Origin of the sequence: Methylobacterium sp. HMF5984 (assembly GCF_045033435.1) — a bacterium.
Classification (GTDB): Bacteria; Pseudomonadota; Alphaproteobacteria; order Rhizobiales; family Beijerinckiaceae; genus Methylobacterium.
Genome location: NZ_JBJFLN010000001.1, coordinates 24,438 through 36,559, shown reverse-complemented (window position 1 = coordinate 36,559; position 12,122 = coordinate 24,438). Strand labels below are relative to the sequence as shown.

12 protein-coding genes are annotated in these 12,122 nt (G+C 69.3%); 6 read left to right on the top strand and 6 right to left on the bottom strand.

Annotated features, from left to right (window positions below):
* Positions 1 to 224 precede the first annotated feature (224 nt).
* On the bottom strand, positions 225 to 953 hold the full coding sequence (gene phbB, locus ACFZ8E_RS00180) for an acetoacetyl-CoA reductase (protein ID WP_147729164.1): 729 nt from the start codon (positions 951 to 953) through the stop codon (positions 225 to 227).
* 188 nt (positions 954 to 1,141) lie between these two features.
* The gene (locus tag ACFZ8E_RS00175; RefSeq protein WP_147729163.1) at positions 1,142 to 2,323 is read right to left on the bottom strand and encodes an acetyl-CoA C-acetyltransferase; all 1,182 of its coding nucleotides are present in this window, start codon (positions 2,321 to 2,323) and stop codon (positions 1,142 to 1,144) included.
* Between the two features lie 315 nt (positions 2,324 to 2,638).
* Between ACFZ8E_RS00175 and phaR the strand changes: the two genes are divergently transcribed.
* Together phaR and ACFZ8E_RS00165 are read left to right on the top strand one after the other, a co-directional pair.
* Complete coding sequence (gene phaR, locus ACFZ8E_RS00170) at positions 2,639 to 3,244, top strand: polyhydroxyalkanoate synthesis repressor PhaR (protein ID WP_243933063.1); 606 nt, start codon at positions 2,639 to 2,641, stop codon at positions 3,242 to 3,244.
* 187 nt (positions 3,245 to 3,431) lie between these two features.
* Entirely contained in the window at positions 3,432 to 3,737 is a 306-nt protein-coding gene (locus ACFZ8E_RS00165) for a hypothetical protein (protein WP_243933065.1), read from the top strand.
* A 15-nt stretch (positions 3,738 to 3,752) separates the two neighbouring features.
* Here the strand turns inward: ACFZ8E_RS00165 and rpmF are convergent, their stop codons facing one another.
* Entirely contained in the window at positions 3,753 to 3,941 is a 189-nt protein-coding gene (gene rpmF, locus ACFZ8E_RS00160) for a 50S ribosomal protein L32 (RefSeq protein ID WP_147729459.1), read from the bottom strand.
* A gap of 495 nt (positions 3,942 to 4,436) precedes the next feature.
* Here rpmF and ACFZ8E_RS00155 point away from each other — a divergent pair, with 495 nt between their 5' ends.
* The 4 genes from ACFZ8E_RS00155 (at position 4,437) to ACFZ8E_RS00140 (ending at position 7,978) form a co-directional block, all read left to right on the top strand.
* A complete protein-coding gene (locus ACFZ8E_RS00155) occupies positions 4,437 to 5,558 on the top strand; it encodes a histidine kinase dimerization/phosphoacceptor domain -containing protein (RefSeq protein ID WP_147729460.1) in 1,122 nt (373 codons plus the stop codon).
* Complete coding sequence (locus ACFZ8E_RS00150; RefSeq protein WP_147729461.1) at positions 5,555 to 6,004, top strand: response regulator; 450 nt, start codon at positions 5,555 to 5,557, stop codon at positions 6,002 to 6,004. The genes ACFZ8E_RS00155 and ACFZ8E_RS00150 overlap by 4 nt, the downstream gene beginning before the upstream one ends.
* A 162-nt stretch (positions 6,005 to 6,166) precedes the next feature.
* Positions 6,167 to 6,535: a helix-hairpin-helix domain-containing protein gene (locus ACFZ8E_RS00145; RefSeq protein ID WP_243933067.1), complete on the top strand. Its 369-nt coding sequence runs from the start codon at positions 6,167 to 6,169 to the stop codon at positions 6,533 to 6,535.
* 819 nt (positions 6,536 to 7,354) lie between these two features.
* A complete protein-coding gene (locus tag ACFZ8E_RS00140; RefSeq protein ID WP_147730061.1) occupies positions 7,355 to 7,978 on the top strand; it encodes a ribonuclease D in 624 nt (207 codons plus the stop codon).
* A 67-nt stretch (positions 7,979 to 8,045) separates the two neighbouring features.
* Here the strand turns inward: ACFZ8E_RS00140 and ACFZ8E_RS00135 are convergent, their stop codons facing one another.
* The 3 genes from ACFZ8E_RS00135 to ACFZ8E_RS00125 form a co-directional block, all read right to left on the bottom strand.
* Positions 8,046 to 8,426, bottom strand: a complete 381-nt coding sequence (locus tag ACFZ8E_RS00135) for a hypothetical protein (RefSeq protein WP_405041655.1) — start codon at positions 8,424 to 8,426, stop codon at positions 8,046 to 8,048.
* Positions 8,427 to 8,715: 289 nt separating this feature from the next.
* Positions 8,716 to 9,378, bottom strand: a complete 663-nt coding sequence (locus tag ACFZ8E_RS00130; RefSeq protein ID WP_243933071.1) for a response regulator transcription factor — start codon at positions 9,376 to 9,378, stop codon at positions 8,716 to 8,718.
* A gap of 154 nt (positions 9,379 to 9,532) precedes the next feature.
* Positions 9,533 to 11,695 carry a molybdopterin-dependent oxidoreductase gene (locus tag ACFZ8E_RS00125; RefSeq protein ID WP_243933073.1) on the bottom strand — a complete coding sequence of 721 codons (2,163 nt, stop codon included), beginning with the start codon at positions 11,693 to 11,695 and terminating at the stop codon, positions 9,533 to 9,535.
* Positions 11,696 to 12,122 lie beyond the last annotated feature (427 nt).

The window sequence follows — 12,122 nt, the reverse complement described above, 5'->3', positions numbered from 1 at the left end:
AGCGATTAAAGCAATCGCGGGTTGAGCGCGCAAAAAGCGGCCGGCGTGCATTGGCCTATAGGCACCGCGACGGGCAGATCCGGCTAGAACCCCCCCTGCGTCCCGCCGCCGCATCCGCAGCCGGTGGCGGTGCCCGATCGCGCCGGCGATGCCGGGGCGGGAAGCGTCGGGCGGCCGCGGACCCGGTCCGGGCGGGGGACCCGGGCGGCCCCCCGCGCCGTCGCTCAGGCGATGTACTGGGCGCCGTTGATCGTCAGGGTCGAGCCGGTGATGAAGCCCGAATCCTCGGCGGCGAGGTACTCGACCGCGCGGGCGATCTCCTCGGCCTCGCCCAGCCGCCCGACGGGGATCGTCGAGATGATCTTGTTGCGCACGTCCTCGGGCACCGCCATCACCATGTCGGTGGCGATGTAGCCCGGCGCGATCACGTTGACGGTGATGCCCTTCGCGGCGCTCTCCTGGGCCAGCGCCTTGGCGAAGCCGATCACGCCGGCCTTGGCGGCCGAGTAGTTGGCCTGGCCGATCTGGCCCTTCTGGCCGTTGATCGACGAGATCAGGATGATGCGCCCGAAGCCGCGGTTGCGCATGCCCTCGATCACCGGGCGGGTCACGGTGAAGGCCGAGTCGAGATTGGTCTTGATGACCGCCTGCCACTTCTCGAAGGTCATCTTGTGGAACAGGCCGTCGCGGGTGATGCCGGCGTTGTTCACCAGCACGTCGACGGGGCCGACCTCGGCCTCGACCGCCTTGATGCCGGCCTCGCAGGCGGCGAAGTCGCCGACGTCGAACTTGAACACCGGGATGCCGGTCTCGGCCTTGAAGCTTTGAGCCGCCTCGTCGTTGCCGCCGTAGTTGGCGGCGACCTTGTAGCCCTTGGCCGCCAGACCCTTCGAGATCGCCGCGCCGATGCCGCGGGTGCCGCCGGTGACGAGGGCGACGCGTTGCTGAGCCATGGTTTCCTCCAGTTTCTTGAACGTGTTCCAGTTTCTTGAACGTGTTCTCGGTCGCGATCGGGCCGGGTGCGACGGGCGTCGCCTCCGGCCCGCGGATGGTGCCGTCATGCCGCGTGCGGATGGCGTCCGCACGCGAAATGTTTTGCGTCCGGCCTAAAGCCGGATTTTCGGCTCCGGAGAGCTGTGGCTCACGCGCGCTCGATGCACATGGCGACGCCCATGCCACCGCCGATGCACAGGGTGGCGAGGCCCTTCTTGGCGTCGCGGCGCTTCATCTCGTGCAGCAGGGTGACGAGGACGCGGGCGCCGGATGCGCCGATCGGGTGGCCGATGGCGATGGCGCCGCCGTTGACGTTCACCTTGGCGTCGTCCCAGCCCATGTCCTTGTTCACCGCGAGCGCCTGGGCGGCGAAGGCCTCGTTCGCCTCGATCAGGTCGAGGTCGGCGGGCTTCCAGCCGGCCTTGTCGAGCGCCTTTCGCGAGGCCGGGATCGGGCCCGTGCCCATGACCTTGGGGTCGACGCCGGCGGTCGCCCAGGACTTGATCGTGGCGAGCGGGGTGATGCCGCGGCGCTCGGCTTCCGAGGCCGACATCAGCACGATCGCGGCGGCGCCGTCGTTGAGGCCGGACGCGTTGGCGGCCGTCACCGTGCCGTCCTTGGAGAAGGCCGGCTTCAGCTTGGCCATCGCCTCCACCGTCGCGCCGTCGCGGATGTACTCGTCGGTGTCGACGACCACGTCGCCCTTGCGGCCCTGGACGGTGACCGGGGCGATCTCCTCCTTGAAGCGGCCCTCCTTGCGGGCGGCCTCGGCCTTGTTCTGCGAGCGGGTGGCGAACTGGTCCTGCTGCTCGCGGGTGAGCTGGAAGGCCTGCGCCACGTTCTCGGCGGTGGTGCCCATGTGGTAGCCGTTGAAGGCGTCCCAGAGCCCGTCCTTGATCATGGTGTCGACGAGCTTGACGTCGCCCATCTTCTGGCCGCCGCGCAGGTACTGCGCGTGGGGGGCGAGCGACATCGACTCCTGGCCGCCGGCGACGATGACGGTGGCGTCGCCGTTGGCGATCTGCTGCATGCCGATGGCGACGGTGCGCAGGCCCGAGCCGCAGACCTGGTTGACGCCCCAGGCGGTGGCCTTCTCGGGGATGCCGGCGGCGATGGCGGCCTGGCGGGCGGGGTTCTGGCCGGCGCCGGCGGTGAGCACCTGGCCGAAGATCACCTCGTCCACGTCGTCGGGGGAGACGCCGGCGCGCTCAAGGGCGGCCTTGATCGCCACCTTGCCGAGCTCGTGCGCGGGCACCGTGTTGAAGGCGCCCCCGAACGAACCAACCGCCGTGCGCGCCGCGCCGACGATGACGATGTCTTCGCTTGCCATCTGAAACGTTCTCCTCGTGGTCGGCCGGCGCGTCTTGGAGATCGCGCGCTCGAAAATGCCGTTCCCCCGGATGAAGGGCCTCGCTCGATCGAAGTCAAGAAGGCTGAACGGCCGGGCGTGACGCTCGGCGGGCGGCGGCTGCTCGCTCGGGCGACCCGGGACGCGCCGGGAATTAGCATTATTCCGCGGGAAAAGGCGCCAGATTGCTATTTTCGTCGCCGGCTGAAAGCCTTAAGGTCGAGATCGGCGCGTGGGCGGCTCCCGGCGGCGGGGGCCCGGCCGTGGTCGTCGCGCGATCGGGGAGAGGCCGCAGAGATGGCGGACAGCGTCAAGGCACAACAGACCGTCATCAAGAAGTACGCCAACCGGCGCCTGTACCACACCGGAACCTCGACCTACGTCACCCTCGAGGACCTCTCGACGATGGTGCAGAACGGCGAGGACTTCGTCGTCTACGACGCGCGCACCAGCGACGACATCACCCGCTCGGTGCTGACGCAGATCATCTTCGAGCAGGAGAACAAGGCCGGCGCCGACAACCTCCTGCCGGTGGCGTTCCTGCGCCAGCTGATCCGTTTCTACGGCGACAGCATGCGCACGATGGTGCCGAGCTTCCTCGAGTTCTCGATGGCGAACTTCGCGCGTGACCAGGACGGCCTGCGCGAGAAGTTCTCGACCGGCTTCGGCTCGTCGGCGTTCCAGAGCGCCATCGAGCAGCAGGTGCGGGCCAACATGGGCTTCTTCGGCGACGCCATGAAGATGTTCACCGGCTTCACCCCGCCCGGCGTGACGAACGCCGGCACTCATGCCGGGCAGGCCGCCCCGCCCGCGCCGGCCGCCGCCGCCGGCAGCGACCTCGACGACCTCAAGCGCCAGATGCTGGCGATGCAGGAGCGCCTCGAGGCGCTGGCGAAGAAGTAGGGATCTCTTCCCGCCCCCCGACGGATCTCGGGCTTGCCCCATATCCGCACCCCGTGTGCCCAGGTCGGGCAGGCCCGACTTAGGTGCGGGGGAGGGGAGAGGCGCGTGCCGATAAAAGGTTGACGAACCGTTAACATCGGCCCCACCTTTGCAGCGCCGGCCCCGACCGGGCCGGGAGATGCGGGCGATGATGCAGATCGGGACAATCGGGCGTGTCGGGACGGTACGGGCGACCGTGCGGCCGCAGGCACCCGAGCCGCGGGAGCCGGCGCGGCCGGCCGAGCCCTCCCGCGCCCTGGTGGCGATCGCCGGCGGGCGGGCCGAGGCGCCGGAGGACGCGGCCACGCAAAAAGCCCGCGGCGGCACGCGGCCGCTCGCAGGCTTCCTGACGCAGATGATCGTCGAATCCGACCCGACCCTGCGGCCGTCTCGGCTGGAGCGCACCGGGATCGCCGCCGCGCGCTACGCCGAGACGGCGCGGCTCACGGCCTGATCCCGGGCGGCGGTCTCAGGCTTCGGTCGACTTGACGTTCAGGACCTGGCGGCCGCGATACATGCCGGTCTTCAGGTCGATGTGGTGGGGGCGGCGCAGCTCGCCCGAATCCTTGTCCGTCACGTAGGTCGGCGCCTTGAGGGCGTCGGCCGAGCGGCGCATGCCGCGGCGGGAGGGGGAGGTCTTGCGCTTCGGAACGGCCATGACGGGAAATCCTTGCGGTCTGGCGCCAAAGCGGCGCCCGGGCGTCTCCCGATCGGGATCGCCTCGCGCACCGCTCGATACGGAGATTCGAAGGCGCGCTTATAGCGGCGGCGGGCCGGCATGGCTAGGGGGCGTCGCGCGCCCTCGGCGAGCCCCCGGAACGGCGCGACGCTCCGCTCGGGAACGGCCCCGGATGGTGCGACGATGACGGCCCGTTGCCGGCCATTTGCGGGGCGCAATACTTGCCGACGGCGGGGTATGATGCCGCGGGCGCAACCTGAGCCGGGGCCGGCGAAGATGCGTGCCACGCGGAAGAAAGTCGGGCGGGGGCAGAATTCTTTGAACCTTTTCCCGTCCATGCCCCGTTAAGCTTCGGGGCCGCCCGGCTGTTCGCATTACGAACCGGGCGCCCCGCCTCCTGAAGTCCCGCCGGCACGTGGGGTGACCCCGACCGACCCGACGGCGGATACGACCCGTTGAGAGAGATCACGTTCGATGGAATCGTCCGACGCGTGGCGCCAGACCGGCCGCCTGGACACCGAGCAGGGCAAGGGCGACCCGTTCGCCGCCGCGGTCCGCGCGACGCGGATGGCGATGATCATCACCGATCCGCGCCAGGCCGACAACCCGATCGTGTTCGTCAACGACGCGTTCCTGCGGATGACCGGCTACGCCCGCGACGAGATCATGGGCCGCAACTGCCGCTTCCTGCAGGGCGCGGGCACCGACCGCGGCGCCGTCGCGCTCATCCGCGAGGCGGTGACGGCGGGGCGCGACATCGCCATCGACATCCTGAACTACCGCAAGGACGGCACCCCGTTCTGGAACGCGCTGTACCTCAGCCCGGTCACCAACGAGGCCGGCGAGGTGCCCTACTTCTTCGCCTCGCAGCTCGACGTGACCGACCGCGTCGACGCGCACATGCGGGTCGAGCAGGAGAAGGCGCATTTCGAGGCCGAGGTCGCCAAGCGCACCCACGATCTCAGCCAGTCGCTCGCGACGCAGACGATGCTGGTCCACGAGGTCGACCACCGGGTCAAGAACAACCTCCAGATGATCGCCGCCCTGCTCGCCATGCAGACCAAGGCGATCACCGACCCGTCGGCGCGCGCGGCGATGGAGATGATGCTGACCCGCGTCGAGGCGCTCGGCACCGTGCACCGGCGGCTGTACCAGTCGAACGACGTCGAGCGCTTCGACGTCGCCGAGTTCGCCCGCGACCTCTCCAACGACCTGGTGCGCGGCTCCGGCCGCGACGGCATCCGCCTGCACCTCGACCTCGAGACGGTGGAGGTGCCGGTCTCCAAGGCGCCGCCGGTGGCGCTGATGATGAACGAGCTCATCACCAACGCGCTCAAGCACGCCTTCCCCGACGAGCGCCCCGGCCGGCTCTCCGTCACGGTCGCGCCGGACGGCAAGTACTTCGCCATCAAGATCGCCGACGACGGCATCGGCATGCCGATCGAGGTGATGGAGAAGCGCTCCTTCGGCAAGCGCCTCATCGGCACCCTGTGCCGGCAGCTGAACGCCAGCATCGCCTGGCAGTCGAACGAGCCGGGGACCACGGTCAACATACGCCTGCCGCGCGAGACGGCGGACAGTTCGGAGACGCCGTGACCGAACCGCTGCGGATCCTGGTGGTGGAGGATGAGGCCCTCATCCTCATGCAGATCGAGATGATGCTCGAGGAGGCCGGGCACCGCGTGGTCGGCACCGCCATGACCGCCGCCGAGGCGATCGCCCAGATCGAGGCGTGCCGGCCCGAGCTGGTGCTGATCGACCTGCGTCTCGCCGACGGCTCGTCCGGGATCGAGGTGGCGCAGGCGATCCGCGACCGCGCCGGCATCACCGCCGCCTTCATGACCGCCAACGCGCGCCAGCTCACCGAGGAGATGGAGGGGGCGACGGCGGTGATCTCGAAGCCGTTCAGCGAGACCGTGCTCGAGGCCGCGCTCGCTTACCTCGAGACCTGCGTGCGCCGCCCGCCGCCGACCGGCCCGGTGCCGAACGGGATGCGGATCTCGCCGCAATGCCTCGCCCGCTTCGCCGCGATGCGCCCCTGACGGCCGCCGGGCCCCGATGACGGAACGGATGCGCGCGCTCGGGATTGGAACCGGCGCCTGGGGCGGCGTGTCGCAGCGTTAAGCCGCGGTTCAAGCGCGCCGGCCCACACCCCAGGCCGTCGGCGCCGGGCACCGGGCCGCCGTTCCTTCGGGAGGACCACCATGGCCACTCAGTTCCTGCGCACCCTCGCCGTTCTCGCCTGCCTCGCCGCCGCGCCGGCGCTAGCGCAGAGCCCCGCCCCCGCGACCCCGACCAAGCCCGCGGCGACCGCGCCCGCCGCCCCGGCCGCGCCGATGAAGCCCTCGGCCCCCGTCGCCGGCGCGCCGAACGCCGCCAAGGGCGCCCTGCTCGACCTCAACAGCGCCTCCGCCGCCGAGCTCGACGCGCTCCCCGGCATCGGCGCCGCCCGCTCGGCCGCGATCATCAAGGGCCGCCCCTACAAGGGCAAGGACGACCTCGTGCAGAAGAAGATCCTCTCGCAGTCGGTCTACGACGGCATCAAGGACAAGGTCATCGCCAAGCAGAAGTGATTTTTTGGGAGTTTGGGCCGGCGCGCGGGGGTTGGCCGCGCGCCGGGAGTGGAGAGTGTTGGCGCTTGACAGAGTTCTATTGACCGCTTTCGACCATTCTCGCGCCCGAGGAAGGTCCGCTCCAGTTTTGGGTGAAGCAGCGTCGGACGATCGGAATAGGTGGCAAAAGGACTGTAGGAAGGTTCATTCCTGAAACCTCTATTAATTTTTGATCATTATTTTTGCTAAAACCTAGCGGGACTTCGCTGATGTTTTTTCTTCTCATCGCTATGTCTGGACTATCGTGCCCTTATCCAGCCGATCAATGGGTGCCGATCCCCTTTCGTCGAGACATGCCCAAGGAAGCAGCGACTGCTTTCGGAGAGTTGGCAGACAAAAACGAGCCATTCAATCGAACTGATTTAAAGACATCGCTGCCTTCGCGCCGTTTCGTGAATGCGCGGGGTCATGGATGTGAGTTGATACTGACCTATATACACGGAGGTAGAGGGGAAATCTTGGAGGAAGCTAAGATGGTGTTCGAAGACGGTCATTGGATGGTCGCTAAATATCAATAAATTCTATTTTTGCAACCTGATCAAATCTAATTATTGGATGAAGTGATCAAAGGGCGCGTAACCGGTTTTGCTTTAGGTCGAACGGTGCCTAAGCATCTGAGTAGAGTCGCACGCGGAACGCCCGCTTTCGGACCAAAGGCCGAACTCCGTCCCTCCCATAGCCCTCGTTCAAGCCCGTCGAACCCGCGTCCCTCCAACCTTGTCCCCCACCCCAGCGGATGATACCCGCCGAAAACCCGCCACCCCCAAAAGCCCGAAAACCATGCCGAGCCACACCATCCGCCTGCATCGCGGCGACCTGCCGGCCGGGTATGAGCCGGGGGCGGCGATCGCCGTCGACACCGAGACGCTGGGGCTCAACCCGCATCGCGACCGGCTCTGCGTCGTGCAGGTCTCGAAGGGGGACGGCTCGGCCGACGTCGTGCAGATCCTTCGCGATGGGCCGGTGCCCGCGGTGCTGGCGGGCATCCTGGCCGATGCGGGGGTGCGGAAGATCTTCCACTATGCGCGGTTCGACCTCGCGGTGCTGTACCGGGCGCTCGGGGTGATGCCGGCGCCGGTCTACTGCACCAAGATCGCCTCGAAGCTCGCGCGCACCTACACCGACCGGCACGGGCTCAAGGACGTGGTCCGCGAATGCGTCGGGGTCGACCTGTCGAAGGCGCAGCAATCCTCCGACTGGGGCGCCGAGACGCTGACGCCGGCGCAGGTGGAATACGCCGCCTCCGACGTGCTCCACCTCCACGCCGCGCGCGACCGCCTCGACCGGATGCTGGCGCGCGAGAACCGCACGGATCTCGCCGAGGCCTGCTTCGCCTTCCTGCCGACCCGCGCCCGGCTCGACCTCGACGGCTGGCCCGAGGTCGACATCTTCGCCCACACCTGAGCGGCGCCCGGCCCGCGGCGGCGGCCCGGCGGGGGCGGCCGCCGGGCCGAGGCGGCGTCGGGCCGGATCAGTCGTCGCAGGGCAGCAGGTCGGCGCCGTCGGCGATGAACTGCGCGGTGTCGCGGACGGTCTGCGGCGTGCGCGGATCGTGGGCGACGAGGCCGGCCTCCTCGCGCAGGCGGTCGTTGCAGGCGCAGTGCGGCAGCCGGCCCGAGGCGCGGTCCGGCGTGCAGGCGTCGTGGTGGGCGCAGGCGAGGTCGAGGGCGTCCACCGGCGGGTGCCCCGGCCCGCGGTTGCCCGGGCCGCAGAAGTTGCCGTGGATCAGCAGGGCGTTGTGGGCGCCGTCGATCCGCGGCATCTCCTGCGCGTGGGCCAGGGCGGGCAGCGCCACGGCGAGGGCGCCCGCGAGGGCGAGCCCGCGGAAACGGATGGTTCGAAAAACGGTCACGGTCGATCCTGTTCGCTGACGCCGCCCTCGACGGGGAAGATGGGGCGTCGATCCGGCAGGGCAACCGGCGGATCAGCCGCGCGATCCGAGCGTCGTCGCAAAGGTCGCACCGGGGTCGGGAGCCTACAGGGCCGGGCTCCGCCGGCGAAGCACCAGTCGATCGTGCCGGTCCGGTTGACGCATGTTAAGGCCGGACCGGGCCGTTGCTATCATAGGCTGCAAAGATCGCTCGGATCGGCAGGAAACTGCCGGATCTCAAGATCGCGTGTGGTGCGAAGACCGCGCGCGCTCAGCCGGCATGGCCGTCCTGCGGGCGGTCGAAGTCGAGCGACGCGGTGTCGATCACGATCTGCGTCCGGCTGATCACCTCGAGCTTGCGCAGGATCTCGGACACGTGGGCCTTCACGGTCGAGTCGCCGACCTGGAGCGCGTGGGCGATCTGCTTGTTGAGCTTGCCCTGGCGGATCATCAGCAGCACCCGCATCTGCTGCGGGGTGAGCCGGGCGATGCGCTCGGCGAGCGGGGCCTTCCGCGCGGCGCCGCGGGCGGGCGGCCCGGCCTCGGCAAGGCCTTCGGGAATCGCGAGCGCGCCGGCGAGCACGTCCCGGATCGCCCGCGTCAGCGTCGCCTTGTCGACCGCCTTCGGCACGTAGCCGGCCGCCCCGTGGTGCAGCGCCTCGCGCATGATGCGCGGATCCTCGTGCCCCGACACCACCAGGATCGGCACGCGCGGAAACCGGGCGCGGATGGTGACGAGCCCGTCGAAGCCCGACACCCCCCGCATCGACAGGTCGAGCAGCGTCAGCTCGATGCCGCGATGGGCGGCCAGCATCGCGCAGGCCGCCGCGATCCCGTCGGCCTCGTGCAGCACCGCGTCGGGATCGGACAGGCCGATCGTGCTGGCGAGCGCCTCGCGGAACAGCGGGTGGTCGTCGACGATCAGGAGTTCCATGGCCTCCCCCTCCGGGGCTCGGCCGCCCCGCGCGTCCGCCCGCAACCGCCGACGAGGCCTCGCACATCCGCCGCATCCGGCCAAGCCCGGGGCGCCGTCCGCAGGCAGCACGCGCCCCGTGGGGCGCCTGCTGGCCGCACGGCCGGCGGCGGCCTCAGTTCGCCCGAACGACCTCGACGAGGTTGTCCGAGAACGAGGGCGCGTGGCCCATGTCGGAGAAGGCGCCCGACGAGATGCTGTTGACCGTGCCCTCGTTGAGCTGGCGCCAGTAGCCCAAAGTCGCGACCACGATGCCGGCCGTCACGTCGTCGGTGATGCGGGCCACGCCCTTGAAGGCGCCGCGGTCGTTGGCGACCTGCACCTTGTCGCCGTCGCGGATGCCGCGGGCGTCGGCGTCGGCCTGGCTGATCAGTACGAACTGCTCGCCCTGGCCCTTCTGCTTGTCCTCCATGTTGGCGTAGCAGGAGTTCAGGAAGTAGTGGCTCTTGGGCGAGACGATGTTGAGCGGGAAGCGCCTGGCCAGCTCCGGGTCGTTGGCGTGGGATTCCCGCGGGCCGAGGTAGTCGGGCAGGGGATCGAGCGCCTCGCCGGGCTGGAAGCCCTCGTACATCTGCCGGAACGGCGGCGCGACGAAGTTCGTGGCGCCCTCCACCTTCAGCATGCACTTGCCGGTCGGCGTCGGGAAGTTGCCCTCCCGGTGCGGCGCCCGGTCGTCCGGCGTGCCGACCTTGAGGCGGGCGAAGCCGTGCTCGCGCATGTAGGCGAGGTCGATGCCCTCGCAGGCCGGCGACGACCAGTCGACGTAGTGCTCGAGGCACTCGCTGTCCGACCACGTGAAGTTCTCCTCCGCGTAGCCGAGCCGGGCCGCGAGCCGGCGGAAGATCTCGTTGTTCGGGATCGCCTCGCCGGGCGCGTCCGCGCACTTGGTGTTGTAGGTCAGGTAGAGGTGGCCCCAGGACAGGATCATGTCCTCCATCTCCGCGCCCATCGTGGCGGGCAGCAGGATGTCGGCGTAGGACGCCGTGTCGGAGATGAAGTGCTCGGCCGAGACCATGAACAGGTCCTCGCGCATCAGCCCCTCGACGATCTTGTCGGTCTCGGGCGCCTGCGTGACGGGGTTCGAGTTCCAGCACATCATCGACAGGATCGGCGGGTCGAGCTTCAGCTCGCCGGTGAGCGCGCGCCCGATCTGCAGGTTCGACACGACGCGGGTCCCCTCCGGGATCAGGTCGGGCCGGCACATCACGTCGAACTTGTAGGGATGCTCCCACACGCCGAACTGGGTGACGCCGCCGCCGACGTGACGCCACGCGCCGGTCAGCGCCGGGATGCAGGTGACGGCGCGGATGGTCTGGCCGCCGCCGTAATGCCGCTCCAGCGCCACGCCCATGCGGATGCCGACCGGCTGCTCGGTCGCCATCTCGCGGGCGAGCGTGCGGATGTCCTCGGCCGGGACGCCGGTGATCGCGGCGGCCCATTCCGGCGTGCGGGGCGCGGCCCGCTCCTTCAGCTCCGCGAAGCCGACCGTGTGGTTGTCGACGTAGTCCTGGTCGACGAGGCCCTGCGCGATGATCGAGTTGATCAGCGCCATGGCGAGCGCGCCGTCGGTGCCGGGCTTCGGGGCGATGTGCCAGTCGGCCGCCTTGGCGGTGCGCGAGGCGTAGGTGTCGATGACGACGACCTTGGCGCCCTTCTTCTGGGCGTCCTTGACGATGGCCCAGTGGTGCAGGTTCGTCGAGACCGAGTTGCAGGCCCAGATCACGATGTACTTGGAGTGGATGTAGCTGTCCGGGTCGAGGCCGGCGGTCGGGCCGACGGTGAGCAGCCACGCGGTGCAGGAGCCCTCGCCGCAGAAGGTGCGCTCGGTCACGGTGGCGCCCATGCGGTTGAAGAAGGCGTCGCCGCCGTTCAAGCCGTGCACGAGGCCCTGGTTGCCGAGGTAGCTGTAGGGCGCGATCGCCTCGGGGCCGTGCTGGTCGATGATCGCCTTCCAGCGCGTGACGATGGTGTCGAGCGCCTCGTCCCAGGTGATGCGCGCGAACTGCTTCGCGCCCTTCGGGCCGACGCGCTTCATCGGGTAGAGCAGCCGGTCGGGATGGTAGTGGCGCTTCTCGTAGTCCTTCAGCTTCACGCAGAGGCCGCCGCGGGTCATCGGATGGTCTGGGTTGCCCCGCACGCCGAGCAGCTCCCCGTCCTTCACCTCGAACAGCATCGAGCAGGTGTCCGGGCAATCGTGCGGGCAGCCGCCGAAGAAGGTCTCGGTCAGGCTCTCGGCCTCCGCGACGATCAGGGAGTCCGGCTTGACGATTTCGTTCATGTTTCCTCCACCGTCGGGCGTCCGGCCTTCTTGGCGTTCCGGATGGCGTGCCCGATTCACGCCTAAGGTGCACGAAACTGCAAACCATTCCAAATTCCGGGCGGGCGGAAGGGCCGGATCCGGTGTGATCCCTGGCACCGGCCGTTTCGTCGCGGCCGCGCCGAGCCCGCGTGCCGGCCGGCCACGGTTCCGATGTCGGCTCGGGTCGTACGGCTCCGGGAGGCCGCCGCCGATGAAGGGCGCCCGGTGGACCTGACGCGCGCGCGCAGGTCCACCGGAAGCGGACGTCGCCGTCGCGCCCGCGCACGACCCATGGCAAGGCCGGACGGTCCGCTTCCGGGCCGCGCATGGAGCGACGACTTGGGAACGCGGGACTTGTACTTGCGTCTGCTCGATGGATGCGAAAGCCGACCTGCCCCGCATGCTG